General features: G+C 59.8%; 24 protein-coding genes. 19 read left to right on the top strand and 5 right to left on the bottom strand.

Going from position 1 to position 18,049, the window contains the following annotated elements; translation table 11 throughout:
• Positions 1 to 41 precede the first annotated feature (41 nt).
• Positions 42 to 404, top strand: coding sequence for a hypothetical protein (locus HU773_RS09435; RefSeq protein WP_186625523.1), 363 nt, complete (start codon positions 42 to 44; stop codon positions 402 to 404).
• Between the two features lie 52 nt (positions 405 to 456).
• On the opposite strand, the gene HU773_RS09430 is transcribed toward HU773_RS09435, so the two are convergent.
• On the bottom strand, positions 457 to 1,176 hold the full coding sequence (locus HU773_RS09430; RefSeq protein WP_186625521.1) for a hypothetical protein: 720 nt from the start codon (positions 1,174 to 1,176) through the stop codon (positions 457 to 459).
• An 86-nt stretch (positions 1,177 to 1,262) separates the two neighbouring features.
• Between HU773_RS09430 and HU773_RS09425 the strand changes: the two genes are divergently transcribed.
• On the top strand, positions 1,263 to 3,455 hold the full coding sequence (locus HU773_RS09425) for a DNA cytosine methyltransferase (protein ID WP_186625519.1): 2,193 nt from the start codon (positions 1,263 to 1,265) through the stop codon (positions 3,453 to 3,455).
• On the opposite strand, the gene HU773_RS09420 is transcribed toward HU773_RS09425, so the two are convergent.
• A complete protein-coding gene (locus HU773_RS09420) occupies positions 3,452 to 3,682 on the bottom strand; it encodes a hypothetical protein (protein WP_186625517.1) in 231 nt (76 codons plus the stop codon). The two genes, HU773_RS09425 and HU773_RS09420, sit on opposite strands and share 4 nt — an antisense overlap.
• A 70-nt stretch (positions 3,683 to 3,752) precedes the next feature.
• On the opposite strand from HU773_RS09420, the gene HU773_RS09415 reads away from it, so the two are divergent.
• The 11 genes from HU773_RS09415 to HU773_RS09365 all read left to right on the top strand — a co-directional run bounded on the left by HU773_RS09415 (position 3,753) and on the right by HU773_RS09365 (position 9,923).
• A complete protein-coding gene (locus HU773_RS09415; protein ID WP_186625515.1) occupies positions 3,753 to 4,190 on the top strand; it encodes a YoqU family phage-derived protein in 438 nt (145 codons plus the stop codon).
• The gene (locus HU773_RS09410; protein WP_186625513.1) at positions 4,187 to 4,498 is read left to right on the top strand and encodes a DUF4406 domain-containing protein; all 312 of its coding nucleotides are present in this window, start codon (positions 4,187 to 4,189) and stop codon (positions 4,496 to 4,498) included. The genes HU773_RS09415 and HU773_RS09410 overlap by 4 nt, the downstream gene beginning before the upstream one ends.
• A complete protein-coding gene (locus HU773_RS09405) occupies positions 4,495 to 5,088 on the top strand; it encodes a hypothetical protein (protein ID WP_186625512.1) in 594 nt (197 codons plus the stop codon). Before HU773_RS09410 ends, HU773_RS09405 begins: the two co-directional genes overlap by 4 nt.
• Before the next feature lie 83 nt (positions 5,089 to 5,171).
• Positions 5,172 to 5,831, top strand: coding sequence for an ASCH domain-containing protein (locus HU773_RS09400; RefSeq protein ID WP_186625511.1), 660 nt, complete (start codon positions 5,172 to 5,174; stop codon positions 5,829 to 5,831).
• Positions 5,828 to 6,289 carry a hypothetical protein gene (locus HU773_RS09395; RefSeq protein ID WP_186625510.1) on the top strand — a complete coding sequence of 154 codons (462 nt, stop codon included), beginning with the start codon at positions 5,828 to 5,830 and terminating at the stop codon, positions 6,287 to 6,289. Before HU773_RS09400 ends, HU773_RS09395 begins: the two co-directional genes overlap by 4 nt.
• A 49-nt stretch (positions 6,290 to 6,338) precedes the next feature.
• Positions 6,339 to 6,698 (top strand): hypothetical protein, encoded by a 360-nt coding sequence (locus tag HU773_RS09390; RefSeq protein WP_186625509.1) that lies wholly within the window; start codon positions 6,339 to 6,341, stop codon positions 6,696 to 6,698.
• Positions 6,699 to 6,747: 49 nt separating this feature from the next.
• A complete protein-coding gene (locus tag HU773_RS09385) occupies positions 6,748 to 7,230 on the top strand; it encodes a hypothetical protein (RefSeq protein ID WP_186625508.1) in 483 nt (160 codons plus the stop codon).
• Positions 7,231 to 7,266: 36 nt separating this feature from the next.
• Positions 7,267 to 7,488, top strand: coding sequence for a hypothetical protein (locus tag HU773_RS09380; RefSeq protein ID WP_128593489.1), 222 nt, complete (start codon positions 7,267 to 7,269; stop codon positions 7,486 to 7,488).
• A 187-nt stretch (positions 7,489 to 7,675) separates the two neighbouring features.
• Positions 7,676 to 8,881 (top strand): tyrosine-type recombinase/integrase, encoded by a 1,206-nt coding sequence (locus HU773_RS09375; protein ID WP_170042687.1) that lies wholly within the window; start codon positions 7,676 to 7,678, stop codon positions 8,879 to 8,881.
• Between the two features lie 22 nt (positions 8,882 to 8,903).
• Complete coding sequence (gene folE, locus HU773_RS09370; protein WP_029300367.1) at positions 8,904 to 9,449, top strand: GTP cyclohydrolase I FolE; 546 nt, start codon at positions 8,904 to 8,906, stop codon at positions 9,447 to 9,449.
• A 102-nt stretch (positions 9,450 to 9,551) separates the two neighbouring features.
• Positions 9,552 to 9,923, top strand: a complete 372-nt coding sequence (locus HU773_RS09365) for a glutathione S-transferase N-terminal domain-containing protein (protein ID WP_057959043.1) — start codon at positions 9,552 to 9,554, stop codon at positions 9,921 to 9,923.
• A gap of 122 nt (positions 9,924 to 10,045) precedes the next feature.
• Here the strand turns inward: HU773_RS09365 and HU773_RS09360 are convergent, their stop codons facing one another.
• Positions 10,046 to 10,648 (bottom strand): glutathione S-transferase family protein, encoded by a 603-nt coding sequence (locus tag HU773_RS09360; protein WP_057440718.1) that lies wholly within the window; start codon positions 10,646 to 10,648, stop codon positions 10,046 to 10,048.
• A 10-nt stretch (positions 10,649 to 10,658) separates the two neighbouring features.
• On the bottom strand, positions 10,659 to 11,825 hold the full coding sequence (locus HU773_RS09355; protein WP_057959042.1) for an aminotransferase-like domain-containing protein: 1,167 nt from the start codon (positions 11,823 to 11,825) through the stop codon (positions 10,659 to 10,661).
• Between the two features lie 81 nt (positions 11,826 to 11,906).
• Between HU773_RS09355 and HU773_RS09350 the strand changes: the two genes are divergently transcribed.
• The 3 genes from HU773_RS09350 to HU773_RS09340 all read left to right on the top strand — a co-directional run bounded on the left by HU773_RS09350 (position 11,907) and on the right by HU773_RS09340 (position 14,583).
• Complete coding sequence (locus HU773_RS09350) at positions 11,907 to 12,338, top strand: MarR family winged helix-turn-helix transcriptional regulator (protein ID WP_115127729.1); 432 nt, start codon at positions 11,907 to 11,909, stop codon at positions 12,336 to 12,338.
• Between the two features lie 223 nt (positions 12,339 to 12,561).
• Complete coding sequence (locus HU773_RS09345; RefSeq protein ID WP_189691245.1) at positions 12,562 to 13,893, top strand: NCS2 family permease; 1,332 nt, start codon at positions 12,562 to 12,564, stop codon at positions 13,891 to 13,893.
• Between the two features lie 63 nt (positions 13,894 to 13,956).
• Positions 13,957 to 14,583 carry a LysE family translocator gene (locus HU773_RS09340; protein ID WP_057440711.1) on the top strand — a complete coding sequence of 209 codons (627 nt, stop codon included), beginning with the start codon at positions 13,957 to 13,959 and terminating at the stop codon, positions 14,581 to 14,583.
• A 155-nt stretch (positions 14,584 to 14,738) separates the two neighbouring features.
• Here HU773_RS09340 and uraH read toward each other — a convergent pair whose 3' ends face one another.
• On the bottom strand, positions 14,739 to 15,092 hold the full coding sequence (gene uraH, locus HU773_RS09335; protein ID WP_057440709.1) for a hydroxyisourate hydrolase: 354 nt from the start codon (positions 15,090 to 15,092) through the stop codon (positions 14,739 to 14,741).
• Between the two features lie 418 nt (positions 15,093 to 15,510).
• On the opposite strand from uraH, the gene puuE reads away from it, so the two are divergent.
• The 3 genes from puuE to alc are packed head-to-tail and all read left to right on the top strand — an operon-like array spanning position 15,511 to position 17,986.
• Positions 15,511 to 16,437, top strand: a complete 927-nt coding sequence (puuE, locus tag HU773_RS09330) for an allantoinase PuuE (RefSeq protein WP_057440707.1) — start codon at positions 15,511 to 15,513, stop codon at positions 16,435 to 16,437.
• On the top strand, positions 16,434 to 16,949 hold the full coding sequence (uraD, locus tag HU773_RS09325) for a 2-oxo-4-hydroxy-4-carboxy-5-ureidoimidazoline decarboxylase (protein ID WP_057440705.1): 516 nt from the start codon (positions 16,434 to 16,436) through the stop codon (positions 16,947 to 16,949). The genes puuE and uraD overlap by 4 nt, the downstream gene beginning before the upstream one ends.
• Before the next feature lie 41 nt (positions 16,950 to 16,990).
• Positions 16,991 to 17,986 carry an allantoicase gene (gene alc, locus HU773_RS09320; protein ID WP_057440703.1) on the top strand — a complete coding sequence of 332 codons (996 nt, stop codon included), beginning with the start codon at positions 16,991 to 16,993 and terminating at the stop codon, positions 17,984 to 17,986.
• Positions 17,987 to 18,049 lie beyond the last annotated feature (63 nt).

The following is an 18,049-nucleotide window of genomic DNA, read 5'->3' as shown; positions in this document are numbered from 1 at the left end:
ATGGCTTGATTTGCCTGCACATCAAACCGAAGAGGTAGGCCATGGCCGAGGAACAGCAGCAGCCGACGGCGGAAGCGTTGAAGCAGCGCCGCAAGCGCGAGAAGGCGGCGGCGAAAGACGCTGCATTGGGCGTCGAGAAATTTACGATTGAGGTAGCCGGCATCTTCAAGGCCGACCTCAAGCGCCTGATGAAGCAGCACGGCTTCAACAATCAGCAAGAGGTGCACCAGACCCTGCTGCGCAACGTGATCGCCGCCGACTTTGAAACGGCGGCGCAGATGCTCAAGTGTGTCACGACACCTTTTGTTGTTACTGAAAAGGTGTCTCGCCTCATCCGGGAGGCAGGATTGAATTCGCTCGCCGACGATCCGCCCGAAGCTGAGGATGAAATAATCAGCCCATAAGGCAATCGCCTTTGAGAGTTTTAACTAACAGAGGTCGTGACAATCATTCGACCTACCCACCTACTGCCAACTTGAGACTTTCGACAAAAACTCCAATACGCTGTCGCGCAGTAGATAATAACTCTAGAGCATCAACATCGAACCCATCCAGATAGAATGCTACTTTACCGTACTCGCGGACTCCTTTTATAGGCATGTTGAAGTCAGATTCAATTTCCTTAAGTGACCTATTCTCCGAAATCACGACTGGCTTCCCTCCCCCAATGACCGTACCGTTATACTTCACGCCATTGAGAATTATTGACCCGCCTTCGGAGGTCACAAAACATCCTATTTCTGTCCTCACGGAACCAGAATTCACTCTGCGCTGCTTGCCCAACTCCCTGTGCTTTGTAAGTGCGGCGATCTTGCATAGGGTATGAAGCCAAGGGTTAGCCGCCTTGTGTGGCTGAATACTCTCGACAAGCGCATAAAGGTCGGGTCTCTGAACTTGCAATCCGTTCAGGTTGCATTTTACCGCCTTTACGAATCCAGCCTCATCTTCGCCAAAAGGAAAATATCCTACAAAGTGCTTTGTTGAATAAGCTTCATAAATTGTATGTGCCGAATAATCCAAGACACTTCTAAGATCGGAGACTATCGATTTGACCAGAGGCCGAAGCGCGGTAGCTTGCTCTTCATTGAAGCGAGCCGAGTCATAGCTCGCACTTAGCTCAACGAGATTACGATCCAAGGTATCAAACAATTCTTGTATATCTTCGTATCGTTCCATGACCGCTCTCAATAAAATTTATTCCTCGATTTCACTTTAACTAATACCCCACATTAACGAATCACGCCAGCCGGCGAGGATCCCCTATGTCCGCACAACAGAAGAAACACCCCTTCGACTTCAAAACCCAATACGGACTCGGCTTCAACCCTCAGGACGATGAGATCGTTGTCGACTTCTTCTGTGGTGGAGGCGGCGCCGGTACCGGCTTGGAGATTGGCCTGGGCCGCGCGGTGAACGTGGCGAAAAACCACAGCCCGCAGGCGATCAGCATGCATACCGTTAACCACCCGGGTGCCCAGCACTTCACCACCGACGTTTTCGAGGGTGATCCTGACACCGAGTGCGGCGGCAAGGCCGTGGGCTGGTTCCACATGTCTCCGGACTGTACGCACCACAGCCAGGCAGCAGGCGGTCAGCCGCGCAAGCGCGAGATCCGCAACCTGTCGTGGATCGGCTTGAAGTGGGGAGGCAAGAAGCGCCCCAGGGTGATCAGCCTGGAGAACGTGAAGCAGATCCTGCAATGGGGCCGGTTGATCGCCAAGCGCGACAAGGCCACCGGCCGCGTGGTGACGCTGGACCAGGTACCGCACCCAACCAAGAAGGGAAAGACCACCAACCGCGTGGCAGCGCCGGGCGAGCAAGTCCCGGTATCGAACCAGTTCCTTGTGCCTGACCCAAAGCAACGCGGCCGCACCTGGCGCCGCTTTGTGGCCCTGCTGGAAGGCATGGGGTACGTCGTAGAGTGGAAGGTGATCAGGGCGTGCGACTTCGGCGCCCCGACCAGCCGGGAGCGCCTGTTTATGATCGCTCGGTGCGACGGCCAACCGATTGTGTGGCCTGAGCCAACTCACGCGAAGAACCCGGTCAAAGGCCAGCAGAAGTGGAAGACCGCCGCTGACTGCATCGACTTCAGCGACCTGGGCAAAAGCATCTTCGGGCGCAAGAAAGACCTTGCTGACGCCACGCTGCGCCGCGTCGCCAAGGGCATGAAGAAGTTTGTCATCGACAGCCCGGCGCCGTTCATTGTGCCGATTGCGAACTGGTCAGGTGAGTCGGTGCAGTCCGCCGGCGAGCCGCTGCGCACGATCACATCCTATCCCAAGGGCGGTGCCTTCTCGGTTGTCAGCCCGGTTATCGCGCCTGCAACGCACCAGGGCAGTGTCAGGATTAACGACCCGCTCGAACCTCTGCCCACGGTAACGTGCGCGAATCGCGGCGAGCTGACACTGATCAGCCCCACGCTGATTCAATCAGGCTACGGCGAGCGCCCAGGACAAGAGCCACGGGTGCCGGGCGTTGATCAACCCTTGGGCACCGTTGTGGCCGGCGGCGTGAAGCACGCACTGGCATCAGCCTGCATCGTCCAAGCTGGCCACGGCGAAGGCTCAGGCGCAAACAAACGCCGCTCCCACGGGGTTAACGATATCTGCGGCCCGGTGGGCACCGTCACTGCCAGCGGCGGAGGGCAGTCCGTCAGCACCGCGGTGATGATCCAGGCCAACGGCGGATTCAACACCGTGCACGCCAAGGACATCCGCGATCCAATGACTACGGTGACCAACACCGGCAGCCAGCAGCAGTTGGTGACAGCGACTCTGGTGACGAATACCACCGGCCACGCGCCGACTGACCTTGACTGCCCGGTGCCCACGGTGACAACAGGCCAGCACCACGCACTAACGACGGCGCACCTTGTGCATATGCGCGGCAATTGTGATGCACGGGACGCTAACGACCCGCTGCACACAATCAGCGCCGGCGGCCAGCACCACGGGTTGGTCAGCGCATTCATGGAGCGGGCATTCGGCGGCAGTATTGGCCAGGGCCTGGAAGAACCGGCACCGACCATTACAGCAGGCGGTGGCGGCAAGAGCTCCCTGGTATCGCTCACCCTGTCGCCTGAGCATGAAGCTGGTGCGTTGCGCGTTGCAGCCTTCCTGATCAGCTACTACGGCACCGAGAACGTCAGCGCTTGCGATGCGCCGGCACCCACGATCACCACCAAGGATCGCCTGGCACTCGTCACGGTGATGGTCCAGGGCACGCCATACGTGATCGTCGATATCTGCCTGCGGATGCTCAAGCCGGCTGAGCTGTACAAGGCCCAGGGGTTCCCAGCCGACTACATCATCACCCACGGCGCCGACGGCAAGCCCTTCACCATTACCCAACAGGTGCATATGTGCGGCAACAGCGTCAGCCCGCCGCCGATGGCTGCCCTGGCGCGGGCCAATGACCCGTGGAGAATCGCCGAGCGTCAGGCGGCGGCTGCTTAAACGCGCTCGGCAATCAGCCTGGCCCCGACCTCACGCCCAGCCACCTGCGCCAGGCCACGGTCAACATAGGTCCGATCACCAGCAACAGCCGGCACCAGCACTTCACTACCGCGCTTCACCTCGACGTTGATTCGCCAGGTCTCCCGGCCTTCCTCGTCCTTGTCGCACTCCATGTAGTTCCAAACCTGAAAGCCTTCGATCTCATCGTAAATATCGTGCTTGGTCATGGTCCTGCCCATTTGAAGGAAGGGGCCATCGTAGCACCACACCCCGGGCATGGCCCGGCAAGGACTCCCCATGCCTACAGAAAACAAAACCATCGGCCAACAGCGCCTGGACCGGATCATCGCTGCGAACGAATTCCTAAGGGTGATCGCCAACTGCGGCCGGGGCTTCTTTCGTAACAAGGGCGCCGGGCACGATGCATACCTCGCTCTCAATGGCCGCCGCAACATCGTCTGGCTTTTCGATGACTACACCGGGGCCCGCATCAACGTTACGAGGGAAGGCCCGTGGGATGGCTTCTCGCACGGCGGCACACTGAAGAGCCTGGTCGGGTCCATCGGTTCATTCGTGCTCAGCGGGAAGATGATGCGCTACGGGTATTTCCAGCCACTGATGGATAACGGTTTCGAGAATCCATGGGGCTATGGCGACGACATCTTGATTGTTCGCGATGAAGGCGTGCGCCTCGGCTTGATCCGCAAGCCGGAAGAGCAAAAGGAGGCAGCATGAAGCGCATCTACCTCAGCGGCCCCATGACCGGCCTGCCCGGCCTCAACTTCGCCGCCTTCCACGCCATGACCACCAACCTGCGCGCCGGCGGCCACACCGTCACCAACCCCGCCGAACTGAACCCAGACGGCGGCACCTGGAACGACTGCATGCGCCGCGACATTGCCGCCCTGATGGACTGCGACACCGTGGCCACCCTGCCCGGCTGGCAAGAATCGAAAGGCGCCAAGCTCGAAGTCCTGATTGCCCAGCACCTCGGCATGACGGTTGTGAATGCCCATGATCTGATAACGAGGGAGGCTGTATGAGCGAAGTGAAGCGCTGGAAGTTGAAAGGCTTCCTGCCCGGTGTTGAGGGTGAATGCAAGGCGGTTTTCCAGCCAACGGTAGTCATGGCCGAAGACTTCGACAACGCCACTCGCCTGTTTCTAGACGCGGCCGAACGCTGCATAGCCTCGGAACGTCGGGAGAAGGAACTGCAACGGCGCCTGACCGCAGCGGATGAGCGGTGGGACGAGTTGGTCAGTGCGGTACGGTCAATCAACCGCAGCCCGCACTACATGGTCAAAGCGATCGACGACGACCAGCCGCAGTACAGGCAGCGCAAGGAATGGATTGATTGGGTGCTTGGGCTTTGCGATGCGGCGCCTACCTCCAGCGAGCGATCCAACAAGGACTACGCCATCGAGCACGCTGAATACATGGCCAAGTCAGTTGATGACGTGCTGGCGAAGTTCCAGACATACGGCCTGGCTCTGCTGGCCGTCGATGAAGGCGGTGACGACGGCGAAGATGAGCTGCTTGAGAATATCGACTCCGCTCGCGGTGACCTGCAGGAGTCTCTAGTGGATCTGCGCAGCATGGTTTACGAGTTTCGCAAGCGTAGCGCCAAAACCTGACAGGAGTACATCCGTACTCCAACCGCAAAACCCGTAACCCCTCCCCCTTCAAAGTCAGCCGCTATAGCGGCAAGGACGAAGTCATGTCTCAAGTAAAGGAACGCCCAATCCTGTTCTCGGCGCCGATGGTGCGCGCCATCCTAGAAGGCCGGAAGACGGTCACGCGGCGGGCGGTGAAGATTCAGCCGCATATCGATGCCAGTGGCAATTTCTGCGTAGGCAGCTCCAACTACGGTCAGGACGGTTACGGCAAACCTGTGACCAAGCACTTCGTCAACGGCTGCTGCCCCTATGGCAAGCCCGGCGACCGGCTGTGGGTGCGCGAGACCTGGTACTGCGATCACTTCGAAGTGATGCGCGGCCCCTACCTCAAACCCGATAACCTGGACATCGGTGAAGCGCTCGATGACGGGACGCTGGTATACGCCGCCGATGGGCTGACCCCGTACGAGCAGGAGCAGCCAACCTGGAAGCCAAGCATCCACATGCCGCGCTGGGCCTGCCGCATCCTGCTGGAGATCACCGACGTGCGCGTCGAGCGGTTGCAGGACATCACCTACGAGCAGGCGGCTGCCGAGGGAGTTCACCGAGGCCCGCTACGCGAGTGGTGCGCGAGCGACGAAGGTGGCGCATGTCACAAGTACCCGGTGCCCGCCTTCCGCGATCTGTGGCAATCCGTCGGCGGCAACTGGGACGCCAACCCGTGGGTCTGGGTGGTCGAGTTCAAGCGGGTGATGCCATGAAAGTTACCGACGCAGAAATCCTGCAGGCCATCTGGCGCGCGCAGGTCAAAAAAACAGCCCGGGGTGTGATCGACAATTACATCGGCGGCACCAAGGGCCTGAAGCGCGATAGCGAGCAGGACCGACACTATGCCCAGTACCAGTACATGATCGGTCGCGGGAACCTGGGCATTGCGCTTGGCAAGGGCCAGCTCGCTCGACGCTTAAAGGCTTTGATCGGCGGGGAAAATCTTCAATGGCAGGGATCGCCTGGGCATGCCTACGAGTTCCGCACTGAGGCAGCCATGGAGGTTTTCCGGTTTGCACGTAACTGGTGGGCAGACCATGGAGTGCCGAGCGGATGGGATGCGGACAATCAGTGCATGCGAACCATGCGCCTCGACAATTACGACGACCTGGCGGCCAAGCTCGAACAGGAACTGCTGGAGCGCTTCGGAAATCAGGCGGTGACGCCATGATCGCCACCCTCCGGTTCGCCTACGTCTTCATCTACAAGGCGGGCAGGTCATGAAGGCGCGCATCGAGAAGAAACTGAGCAAGCGCCTTGTACGCCTGCACCCATCCCTTTACCGCCGGAACTCATGGATAGACAAGGATGAGCCATCCGAACTGGCCTACGAACAAAACACGCGGGTGAGCCATGTGCTTTCTGTTGGTGGAGGCACGGACTATTGGGGCGATGGCCAGGACGCTTACACCGTTTGGGCTGACTGGAAATCGAACTGGATGTGGCATGGCCCCTTTGAGGAATACCCGCACGGCCACCAGCTCGCGCTCTACCCCAACACCGAAGGGTTCAAGCCGACTACCCGCAACCTGTTAAAGCTGGCCGCCGACTGCGAGCGGGCCTCGAAAGCCAAGCCCTAACCCCAATCCCCCTACATGCCTGCCGGTGAGCGGCGGGCGAGGTATTCCTATGTCAGCAGTTCAGCGATTCCACGAAGCAGCCAACGATGCCCTGGTCAAACTCAGCGGTTACTGCCTGCCGGGTGCCAAGCTTGCCCTGGTCATTGTTACCCCGGGCGAGCCAGAGCGAGACATCATCCTTGAAGATCAGGGCCTGGATAGAAACGAGGTGGTCAGCGCACTGCGCCGGCGTGGCCTGAGCATCGACGGCGACAACGCCTACAAGCGCGACTTGTGCGACACGATTGTCGGAGCCCTGGCTCTCGGCGCCCAAAACACCAACCCACCACCGGCGGATCACTGGGCGCAGCAGTTCTGGCAGATCGGCAGAGAGGAGCGTGCGGGGAGCGAAGAGTTGGTCGCGGCCCTGACCCTTGCAGTCGAGCGCTGGACGCTGCTGGCAAACGAGTTCAAGCACACCACCCCAGAGCATGAGCGAGAACTCGCCGTGATCTCAAAAGCCAGGGACGCCATCGCCAAGGCCGCCCGCTAACCCACCTTCTGCCGCCCAGCGCGGCAAGGACACCCCATGTACGCAACGAAACTCACCCTGCTCATAACGGCCATCGTGTTGTACGTGGCGGGGTCCACCTTCTGGTTTTTCTGGCAGGTGCCGGAGCTGCTCTCGACCGGTACCGACCAGACCCTGGTCGCAGCATTCGCCGGCACCGTCGCCTGGATGCTGCTCACCTTCGGTTTCATCATCCACATCATCAAGACAGCGCGGCCTACAGCGGGCGGCGGGAGGTAGACATGGCAGCAGCCGAACAGCTGGACGAACCGCTCAGGTCGGACAAGATCCCGGAAAAGGAATTCGCCTTACTCGTTGGCACCACGAAACGCGCCCTGGAAGGGAAGCGTCAACGGGGAGTTATTCCCAGGGGTGTTTGGAATGAGTATGACGGGAAGATTTACTATAGCTTTTGGAGATATGAGAAATGGCTAGAAAGCCAATGGGAATGCCCGCCGGCGTTGAGCTTGCCGGACAGTCCGTCCGGATTCGCTTCACCTGGAAGTTTCGTCGCTGCGAAACCCTCCCCTATCCCCAAACGCCAAAGGGCATTAAAGCGGCCGCAGATCTTCGCGCTACAGTAACCAGCCTGATTAAGCACGGCGTGATGGACGAGCAGCGTTACGCCGAGCTGTTCCCAAACTCGACATACTCAACTTATTCAGCCACTCCACTGTTCGGGGAGTATGCCCAGGCATGGCTAAATGGGCGGGAAGTGGTAACCGGAACCCGGAAAAACTACCGAATTTCGCTGAACCTCTACTGGATGCCCCACCTAGCGCTGATCCCCATGGATCAAATCACGTCGCCGATGCTCAGAAAGATCGTGAGCGAAACAGAATGGAAGTCGCCAACCGTCAAGCGATCGGCAATTCAGCGGCTTACCACACTGCTTGAGACGGCCGTGAAGGATGAGCTGCTCACGCGCAACCCGGCAAACTCAATTGAACTGCCGACGAAGGCAAAAAAGGCTGTGGATCCGTTTACGGTCGAGGAAGCAGATCGGGTTATTGGGCACCTGTATCAGGTGCTGACCGGTTCAATGCGGGTGTACGCAGCCTACTTTGAGTTTGCGTTTTACACCGGCATGCGGCCTGGTGAGATAGCGGCGTTGCGCTGGGGTGAGGTAGATAAAGAGGCCAGAGTGGCCAATATCTGCAGAATTGTTGCTGACTACAAGATCGAAGAGCGGACCAAGACCCGGGAATCGCGCCGGGTGATGCTCAACAGTCGAGCCCTGAATGCTATAGAAGAAGCGGAGAAAGTCGCCGCGCTGCGAGCCAAACAGAGCCGCCGGCAGCATAAGCAATCGCCGTATGTGTTCCCGCCGACCAGGAACTTTGAGTACATCCAGCAGGCCAGCGTGACCGACAAACACTTCCAGGCGGCTCTGGTAGAATTGAAGATCCGAAGCCGTCGGCAATACAACTGTCGGCACACGTACGCTACTATGTGCCTAATGGCAGGCATGAACCTCGGGTTCATAGCAAATCAGCTTGGTCACAGCGTGCAAATGCTGCTGTCCACTTACGCCCGATGGATAAACTCCAGCGAAGATTGGAGCGAGCTCGGGAAGCTTGAACAAAGCCTGAATGGTACAAAATTGGTACAGGCAGAAACCGTACCGCTCTGAAACCCATACGGAATACCGCCCTGTGACTTTGGAACAGAATTACACAGCGATCCTCGGCCAAATCGGCGAGGACGTTTCCCGCGAGGGCCTGCTCGACACGCCAAAACGTGCCGCCAAGGCCATGCAGTACCTTTGCCGCGGCTACGAGCAAACCCTGGAAGAGGTCACCAACGGTGCCCTGTTCAGCTCCGATAACAGCGAAATGGTGCTGGTCAAGGACATCGAGTTGTACTCGCTGTGCGAACACCACCTGCTGCCGTTCATCGGCAAGGCCCATGTCGCCTATATCCCTAGCGGCAAGGTCCTGGGCCTGTCGAAGGTCGCGCGGATTGTCGATATGTATGCCCGTCGCCTGCAGATCCAGGAAAACCTCAGCCGCCAGATCGCCGAAGCGGTCCAGCAGGTGACCGGTGCCCTGGGCGTTGCCGTGGTGATCGAGGCCAAGCACATGTGCATGATGATGCGCGGTGTGGAGAAACAGAATTCGTCGATGATCACCTCGGTGATGCTGGGTGAGTTCCGCGAAAACGCGGCGACCCGCAGCGAGTTCCTCAGCCTGATCAAGTAACAGGCTGCGTCAGAAAAAACCGGCATTCATCGCCGGTTTTTTTTCGCCTGTAAAAATCAGGTAAGCTGCGGCCCCTTCTGTCCTGGGCAAGAGGTTTCAGCCATGTTCGTCAAAGCACTTCGAGTGGGCCTCGGCCACGTCATCATCGCGGGCGACTTACTTACCCGCCCGCGTAAAAAGCAGCGCCCCGCCGAGCAACAGGCACAGGTCAATGAAGCGGCCAAGGGCCTGACCCTGTACCAATTCCACGCCTGCCCGTTCTGCGTGAAAACCCGCCGCACCCTGCACCGCCTGAATGTGCCGGTGGCGCTCAAGGATGCGAAGAACAACGAGCAAGACCGCCAAACATTGCTTACCCAAGGCGGCAAGATCAAGGTGCCGTGCCTGCGCATCGAAGAAAATGGCCAGACCACCTGGATGTATGACTCCAAGGTAATCATCGACTACCTGGACAAGCGCTTCGCCGCGATCTGACAGAAAACGCAGTGCACATGTGGGAACGGGCGTGCTCGCGATGGCAGTGTGTCAGTCAATTATTCGACAACTGACCCTCCGCCATCGCGGGCAAGCCCGCTCCCACATTTAGGTCGCGCCTATCAGTCGAGCATCGGCACATGCCGGGGATGGCTGGCCACGCGCGCAAGCCAGGCTTGTACGGCCGGATAAGGGCTCAGGTCAAAACCACCCTCATGGGCCACATGGGTGTAGGCATACAGCGCAATGTCGGCGATCGAATACTGGTCGCCCACCAGGTATGGCGTGGCTTGCAGCTGTTTTTCCATGACCCTCAGCGCCTTGTAGCCGCCTTTATGGGTGGTCTTGTACTCCTCCAGCCGATCCTCCGGCAGCCCCAGGTAAAGCTGGATAAACCGCGCCACGGCAATGTACGGTTCATGGCTGTACTGCTCGAAAAACTGCCACTGCAACACCTGGGTGCGCAGGCGCGGTTCGCTGGGCAGGAACTCGCTGCCGTCGGCGAGGAAGTTGAGGATGGCGTTGGATTCCCACAGGCAGGTGCCGTCTTCGAGCTCCAGGACCGGGATCTTGCCGTTGGGGTTCTTCGCCAGGAACTCGGCGGTCTGGGTGTCGCCGTTCAAAATATCGACATTCACCCACTCGTATGCGATGCCGAGCAGGTTGAGCATCAACTTGACCTTGTAGCAGTTGCCCGAGCGGTAATCGCCATAAACCTTGTACATGAAGCTCCCCTTATGCCGCTTGCGCGAGCTGTGCTTGACGGATCACCGCCGCGAGACGCTTGAGACCTTCGTCCAGGCGCGTCGGGTCGATGTGGCTGAAATTGAGCCGCAGGTGCCCGTGGTGCTGGTCCGGCTCGGAAAAGAACGGTTCACCGGGCATGAACGCCACGTCCTGGTCGAGCGCTGGTGCCAATAAAGTGCGGGTATCGAGGGGCTGTTTCAAGGTCAGCCAGAAGAATAATCCACCCTGGGGCACTTGCCAGTCCGCCAGTTCCTCGAAATGTCGCGTCAGTGCCAGCTGGAATCCATCGCGCCGCTCACGGTAAAAACTGCGCAATTGCCCCAGGTGTTGCTGGTAGCGCTCGGTGCCGATCCACTGCATGGCCTGCCACTGGCCGACGCGGTTGGTGTGCAGGTCCGCCGACTGCTTGAGCTTGAGCAGGTAGGGAAACAGGTCGGGGCTGGCGATCAGGTAGCCGACCCGTAAACCGGGGAGCAAGGTCTTGGATACGGTGCCGGTGTAGATCCAGCTGGCCTTGCGTAACCGGCTGACAATCGGCCGCGCACTGCCGCCGTCGAAGGTCAGTTCACGGTAGGGCTCGTCTTCGATCAGGGTCACGCCGAACTCATCCAGCAGCGCCGCTACCGCATCGCGCTTGGCTTCGCTGTAGCGCACCGCCGAGGGGTTCTGGAAGGTCGGGATCAGGTAGATGAACGCCGGGCGATGGCGTTCCAGGCGGCTGCGCAGTGCCGTCAAATCCGGGCCATCGGCTTCCAGCTCCACGGTCAGGCAATCGGCGCCGAACAGTTGGAAGATCTGCAGGGCCGCCAGGTAGGTCGGGCCCTCCAGCAGGATCTGCGTGCCTTGGTCGATATACAGCTTGGCCGCCAGGTCCAGGGTTTGCTGCGAGCCGCTGACCACCAGGACCTGGCTGGCATTGCAGGCTACCCCCAGCGCCCGCGCTTCGGCCGCCAGCAACTCGCGCAATTGCGGCTCGCCTTCACTCATGCCGTACTGGCCCATGGCCGGTGGCATAGCTTGCCAATCCAGCGCCGGCAGCATGGCTTCGGCTGGCAGGCCACCGGCAAATGACATGACCTGCGGGCGCTGGGCCGCCGCGAGGATTTCACGGATCAAGGAGCTTTTAAGGCGCGAAACACGTTCTGAGAAAGCCATAGGGTCACCGGTAGCAAAGCCTGGGGAAAATACGTCAAACTGGTTGACCAAAATTACGACGACCCAGGTAGATACGTCAATATGCTTGACCTTAAAAACCAGACCTCGCAGCAAGCCGCCATGGAAGCGTTCTTCTTCGGCTACCAGGCCTTTACCGCCAAGGCCGATGAAATGCTGGAGCGCCGAGGCTTGAGCCGGGTGCATCAGCGCATTGTGTTTTTTATCGCACGCTACCCGGCCTTGAGCGTCAAACAACTGCTGGAACTGCTGGGGGTGAGCAAGCAGGCGCTGAATATGCCGCTGCGCCAATTGCAGGAAATGCACCTGGTCGACAGCGTGGCCTCGGACACCGACAAACGTAAGCGCCTGCTGCACTTGACCGAGGAAGGCCAGCGCTTCGAACACGCCCTGCGCCGCGAGCAAGTCAAGTTGCTGCAGCGCGCCTTTGCCGAAGCCGGCGAGGACGCGGTGAATGGTTGGCTGGCGGTGAACAAGGCGCTGACCCTGCCTTGAAATTGGCCTTTCATCTTTTTTGCACACATAATCGCAAACATTATTTGCTTTATTTGTATACAAAAGCATAATTCGCTTCGTGCGAGTTCCTGACCTACTGGTCAACAAAGCCCGCTGGTACCTCAAAGCGCCGCTGCCCCACTCATGTGTCCGGCGCTGGAAATAACAATAAAACTCTTGAGGAGTACTTGCTGTGGAAAGCCATAAATCCGACGCCCCGACCCTGGACCTCAGTCCGCCGCATCTTGCGACCAAAAAGCAGGGTTGGCTGGAACGCCTGTTCAAACTCAGCCTGCATGGCACCACAGTGAAGACCGAACTGATCGCCGGCCTCACCACGTTTATCACCATGGCCTACATCATTTTCGTCAACCCCAACATCATGGCCGACGCCGGCATCGACCACGGCGCCGCCTTTGTCGCGACCTGTATCGCCGCCGCGCTCGGCTGCCTGTTGATGGGCCTGTACGCCAACTGGCCGGTCGGCCTGGCGCCGGGCATGGGCTTGAATGCGTTTTTTACCTACACCGTGGTCGGCACCATGGGCTACACCTGGGAGACCGCGCTGGGTGCGGTGTTTATCTCCGGCGTGCTGTTCATGATCCTGACACTGTCGCGCATCCGCGAATGGCTGCTCAACAGCATCCCGGTGAGCCTGCGCCATGCCATGGGCGCCGGGGTGGGTCTGTTCCTGGGGGTGATCGGCCTGAAAACCGCCGGCATCATCGTGACCAGCCCCGCCACCCTGATCAAGCTCGGTTCCCTGCATGAGCCGGCGCCGCTGCTGGCGGCCGTGTGCTTCCTGCTGATCGCGATCCTCAGCTATCACCGGGTGTTCGGCGCGATCCTGATCAGCATCATCGCCGTCACCCTGGCCGGCTGGGGCCTGGGGCTGGTGCAGTACCAGGGTATCGTTGCCGCACCGCCGAGCCTGGCGCCCACCTGGATGGCGATGGACGTGATGGGCGTGTTCAACGTGAGCATGATCAGCGTGGTATTCGCCTTCCTGTTTGTACACATGTTCGACACCGCCGGCACCTTGATGGGCGTCGCCCAGCGTGCAGGCCTGGTGAAGGCCGATGGCAAGATCGAAAACCTCTCGCGGGCCTTGAAAGCCGACAGTGCCTCCAGCGTGTTTGGCGCGGTGGTCGGTGTGCCGCCGGTCACCAGTTACGTGGAAAGCGCTGCGGGTGTGGCGGCCGGTGGGCGCACCGGGCTGACGGCCGTGACCGTGGGCGTGCTGTTTGTGGCGGCGATGTTTTTCGCCCCGCTGGCGGGCATGATTCCTGCGTATGCCACGGCCGGCGCGCTGATTTATGTAGCGATGCTGATGATGAGCGGCATGGCCCATATCGAATGGGACGACGCCACCGACAGCATTCCGGCGATTGTCACGGCAATCATGATGCCCCTGACCTTCTCGGTCGCCGACGGCATCGCTCTGGGCTTTATCACCTACGTGGCGCTCAAGGCCGGTACGGGCAAGTACAAACAGATTTCCATCAGCCTGTGGGTGCTGTGCGCGATTTTCATCGCCAAGTTTGTGTTCCTGTAACGCGTAAGCTGGCGAAAACCGCCTCACCTCCGGGTGGGGCTTTTGCATGTATGGAGGAATGTAATGAGCGTGGAAACCTGGCTGCTGTTCAGCGGCGCTGCTTTGATCGTGATCCTGATTCCGGGGCCGCTGTCGCTGCTGATGATCAGCAACAGCCTGAACTACGGCCTGCGCCGTTCGTATCCGGCGTTTCTGGGCGGGGTGTTCGCCTCGATCTGCCTGTTGAGCGCCTCGGCCCTGGGCCTGGGCGCGCTGTTGCTGGCGTCGGAGCAGTTGTTCAGCGCCCTGAAGATCGTCGGTGCGCTGTACTTGTTCTACCTCGCCTGGCAGAGCTGGCAGCAATCGCGCCTGCCGTCCAAGGGCGCCGTGGTACCGGACGCAGCGCCTGTGCCGCGTTTTCGTGCACTGTTTGGCCGGGCGTTTGTGCTGGGCGCCAGCAACCCCAAGGACATTCTGTTTTTCGCCGCCTTCCTGCCGCAGTTTCTCAGCAGCCAGCAACCGTTCCTGCCACAACTGCTGATCATGATCGCCACCTGGACCGTGCTGGACCTGCTGTGCAAACTGGCCTATGGCCTGGGTGCCCACGGCGCCGCGCGCTACCTGCGCACCGGCAAGGGCCAGAGCTGGTTCAATCGCTTCAGTGCCGGACTGTTTGGCAGCGCTGGGGCGGCGTCGCTGCTCAGGGGCTAACACACAACCCTGTGGGGCTCGACAGCTCCCACAAGGGTTCCTCTGGTTCGCTGGCATTGGCTCATGACCCGCCTTTTGGCGGGCAAAAAAAAGCCCGCAGTGTGCGCGGGCGAAACCAACGAAGAGCATTTGGGGGCGTGAAGCCAGGTGACGACTCAGCTACCGCGATAGGTGGAGTAGCTGTAGGGCGAAATCAGCAGGGGCACATGGTAGTGATCCTGTTCGGCGCTGATGCCAAAGCGCAGCACCACTACATCGAGAAACGCCGGCTGGGGCAATTGCACACCACGGGCGCGGTAGTAATCCCCGGCACTGAACTGCAACTGGTAGACGCCACTGCGGTAGTCATCACCTTGCAGCAGCGGGGCGTCGCAACGGCCATCGCTGTTGGTCAGGGTGCTGGCGACCAGTTCCAGCTGGGCGCCTTCGACGCGATACAGTTCAACCTTGATGGCGCTGCCTGGGCAGCCGTGCGCGGCGTCCAGTACGTGTGTGGTCAGTCGTCCCATGGATCGGAGCTCCCAAGTCATCAATTAATAAGCGGCCGCACCTTTGCGGGGCACTGAAAAGCCGGCGATGGCTGATTAAGACACTTTTAAAAAAAATTGTACACAATAAATTCAACAAATCCCCTTCCCCCCTGCAGCAGCAGGCTTGTCGACCGTGCCGGTGTATCCCTCAGCAATGCCGTCACTCGACGCTGGCCATCGTCGGCAAGCCAGGGCCTACAGTAAAGCTGCGTCGTAGGTTTGCATATTTTAGTTGACCAGTCGGGCAAGTTTCTTGCAAGGATAGGTCGAGGCGACCGCCTGGAAAAAATGCAAAAATACAGGCTTACAAAGTGAGCATTAAGTTGTATACAATCAGTCCATCGCTGTGACGCAACAGCCGCCACACCCTTGATCACGAACAAGAAGGAAGACTGCAGTGAGCGCTGACTACCCACGCGACCTGATCGGTTACGGCAGTAACCCTGCGCACCCACACTGGCCTGGCAAGGCGCGTATCGCCCTGTCGTTCGTACTCAATTACGAAGAAGGCGGTGAGCGCAATATCCTGCATGGCGACAAAGAGTCCGAAGCCTTCCTCTCGGAAATGGTCTCGGCCCAACCGCTGCAAGGCGCGCGCAACATGAGCATGGAGTCGCTGTACGAATACGGCAGCCGTGCCGGCGTGTGGCGCATCCTCAAGCTGTTCAAGGAATTCGACATTCCGCTGACCATCTTCGCCGTGGCCATGGCCGCCCAGCGCCACCCCGAGGTGATCCGCGCGATGGTCGCCGCCGGCCACGAGATCTGCAGCCACGGCTACCGCTGGATCGACTACCAGTACATGGACGAGGCCCAGGAGCGTGAGCACATGCTCGAGGCCATCCGCATCCTCACCGAGCTGACCGGCGAGCGCCCGCTGGGCTGGTACACCGGGCGCACCGGCCCCAATACGCGGCGGCTGGTGATGGAGGAAGGTGGCTTTCTGTATGACTGCGACACCTATGACGACGACCTGCCCTACTGGGAACCCAACAACCCCACCGGCAAGCCGCACCTGGTGATCCCCTACACCCTGGATACCAACGACATGCGCTTTACCCAGGTCCAGGGGTTCAACAAGGGCGATGACTTTTTCGAGTACCTCAAAGACGCGTTCGACGTGCTGTATGCCGAAGGGGCAGAGGCGCCGAAGATGCTGTCCATTGGCCTGCATTGCCGCCTGATCGGCCGCCCGGCGCGCCTGGCTGCACTCAAGCGCTTTATCGAATACGCCAAGGGCCATGATCAGGTGTGGTTCGCCCGCCGCGTCGATATTGCCCGCCACTGGCATGACGTCCACCCTTTCCAGGGAGCCGCCAAATGACTGCTTTCCAGACCTTGAAACCATCGGCCCTCAGCCGCGACGCATTCGTCGCAGCCTTTGCCGATATCTACGAACACTCGCCATGGGTGGCCGAAAAGGCCTTCGACCTGGGCCAGGACGCCTCGATCGACGAGATCGAAACCCTGCACCAGCGCATGAGCGATATCCTATTGAGCGCCGATCACACCAGGCAACTGGCCCTGATCAACGCTCACCCGGACCTGGCGGGCAAAGCTGCCGTCCAGGGCCAACTGACCGAAGCCAGCACGAATGAACAAGCTGGCGCCGGTATCCACCAATGCACGGCCGAAGAGTTTTCTCGCTTCACCGAGCTGAACGACGCCTACAAGGCCAAGTTCAAGTTTCCCTTCATCATGGCGGTAAAAGGCAGCAACCGGCATCAGATCCTCGCCGCGTTTGAAACGCGCATCCACAACCCGGTCGACACCGAGTTCAAGTGCGCGCTGGCAGAGATCAACAAGATCGCGTTGTTCCGTTTATTGACCCTCTAAACGACCATCCCCAGCCACTCTATCTAAGGCAGACAAGAAGAATGAAAGCTTACGCCGTACCTTTCGAAAAGTTCGTCAACCTGGCCGACGCCCGCCTGGGCACCAAGATCATCTCGGTGACCGATGACTGGTTCGCCGACGCCAACCGACTGTTCCAGCCGACCCCGGCCGTATGGAAGGAGGGCGTTTTCGATGATAACGGCAAGTGGATGGACGGCTGGGAGTCACGCCGCAAGCGCTTCGAAGGCTTCGACAGCGCAGTGATCCGCCTGGGCGTACCGGGTTCGATCAAGGGCGTGGACATCGACACTTCATTCTTCACCGGCAACTTCCCGCCATCGGCGTCCCTGGAAGGCTGCTTCCTGGCTACCGGCGAGCCCGATGACAACACCCAGTGGGTCGAAGTGCTGTCTGCCGTGGAGTTGCAGGGCAACAGCCATCACTTCCACGAGATCAACAACGACCAGGCGTTCAGCCACCTGCGCTTCAACATCTACCCGGATGGTGGCGTTGCCCGTCTGCGCGTGTACGGCATTCCGTTCCGCGACTGGTCGGCCGTGGGCGACAACGAACAAGTGGACCTGGCCTCCTCCCTCAATGGCGGGCGTGCCCTGGCGTGCTCCGACGAGCACTTCGGGCGCATGGGCAACATCCTCAACCCGGGCCGTGGCATCAACATGGGCGATGGCTGGGAAACCGCGCGCCGTCGCACGCCAGGCAATGACTGGGTAATCGTCGCGCTGGGGCATGCCGGCGAGATCGACAAAGTAGTGGTCGACACTCTGCACTTCAAGGGCAACTACCCGGACACGTGCTCGATCCAGGGCGCGTTCGTCAAGGGCGGTACCGACAGCCAGATCGAAACCCAATCGCTGTTCTGGCGTGAACTGCTGCCAGCACAGAAGCTGGAAATGCACGCCGAACACACCTTCGCCGAGCAGATCAAGGCGCTGGGTCCGATCACCCACATCCGCCTCAACGTGTTCCCGGACGGTGGTGTAAGCCGCCTGCGGGTGTTCGGCAAGGTCGCTAAGTAAGCAGTGAACCCAATCGCGGGCAAGCCCGCTCCCACAGGGGAATGCATTCCAAATGTGGGAGCG

This window comes from Pseudomonas shahriarae (genome assembly GCF_014268455.2).
Lineage (GTDB): Bacteria > Pseudomonadota > Gammaproteobacteria > Pseudomonadales > Pseudomonadaceae > Aquipseudomonas > Aquipseudomonas shahriarae.
Note: the sequence above shows the minus strand (reverse complement) of the source record. Positions and strands in the feature narration are given on the sequence as shown.

Coding starts and splice junctions, on each gene's coding strand:
- HU773_RS09435 (WP_186625523.1), top strand. CDS start 42: ATGGCCGAGGAACAGCAGCAGCCGACGGCGGAAGCGTTGAAGCAGCGC.
- HU773_RS09430 (WP_186625521.1), bottom strand. CDS start 1,176: ATGGAACGATACGAAGATATACAAGAATTGTTTGATACCTTGGATCGT.
- HU773_RS09425 (WP_186625519.1), top strand. CDS start 1,263: ATGTCCGCACAACAGAAGAAACACCCCTTCGACTTCAAAACCCAATAC.
- HU773_RS09420 (WP_186625517.1), bottom strand. CDS start 3,682: ATGACCAAGCACGATATTTACGATGAGATCGAAGGCTTTCAGGTTTGG.
- HU773_RS09415 (WP_186625515.1), top strand. CDS start 3,753: ATGCCTACAGAAAACAAAACCATCGGCCAACAGCGCCTGGACCGGATC.
- HU773_RS09410 (WP_186625513.1), top strand. CDS start 4,187: ATGAAGCGCATCTACCTCAGCGGCCCCATGACCGGCCTGCCCGGCCTC.
- HU773_RS09405 (WP_186625512.1), top strand. CDS start 4,495: ATGAGCGAAGTGAAGCGCTGGAAGTTGAAAGGCTTCCTGCCCGGTGTT.
- HU773_RS09400 (WP_186625511.1), top strand. CDS start 5,172: ATGTCTCAAGTAAAGGAACGCCCAATCCTGTTCTCGGCGCCGATGGTG.
- HU773_RS09395 (WP_186625510.1), top strand. CDS start 5,828: ATGAAAGTTACCGACGCAGAAATCCTGCAGGCCATCTGGCGCGCGCAG.
- HU773_RS09390 (WP_186625509.1), top strand. CDS start 6,339: ATGAAGGCGCGCATCGAGAAGAAACTGAGCAAGCGCCTTGTACGCCTG.
- HU773_RS09385 (WP_186625508.1), top strand. CDS start 6,748: ATGTCAGCAGTTCAGCGATTCCACGAAGCAGCCAACGATGCCCTGGTC.
- HU773_RS09380 (WP_128593489.1), top strand. CDS start 7,267: ATGTACGCAACGAAACTCACCCTGCTCATAACGGCCATCGTGTTGTAC.
- HU773_RS09375 (WP_170042687.1), top strand. CDS start 7,676: ATGGCTAGAAAGCCAATGGGAATGCCCGCCGGCGTTGAGCTTGCCGGA.
- HU773_RS09365 (WP_057959043.1), top strand. CDS start 9,552: ATGTTCGTCAAAGCACTTCGAGTGGGCCTCGGCCACGTCATCATCGCG.
- HU773_RS09360 (WP_057440718.1), bottom strand. CDS start 10,648: ATGTACAAGGTTTATGGCGATTACCGCTCGGGCAACTGCTACAAGGTC.
- HU773_RS09355 (WP_057959042.1), bottom strand. CDS start 11,825: ATGGCTTTCTCAGAACGTGTTTCGCGCCTTAAAAGCTCCTTGATCCGT.
- HU773_RS09350 (WP_115127729.1), top strand. CDS start 11,907: ATGCTTGACCTTAAAAACCAGACCTCGCAGCAAGCCGCCATGGAAGCG.
- HU773_RS09340 (WP_057440711.1), top strand. CDS start 13,957: ATGAGCGTGGAAACCTGGCTGCTGTTCAGCGGCGCTGCTTTGATCGTG.
- uraH (WP_057440709.1), bottom strand. CDS start 15,092: ATGGGACGACTGACCACACACGTACTGGACGCCGCGCACGGCTGCCCA.
- uraD (WP_057440705.1), top strand. CDS start 16,434: ATGACTGCTTTCCAGACCTTGAAACCATCGGCCCTCAGCCGCGACGCA.
- alc (WP_057440703.1), top strand. CDS start 16,991: ATGAAAGCTTACGCCGTACCTTTCGAAAAGTTCGTCAACCTGGCCGAC.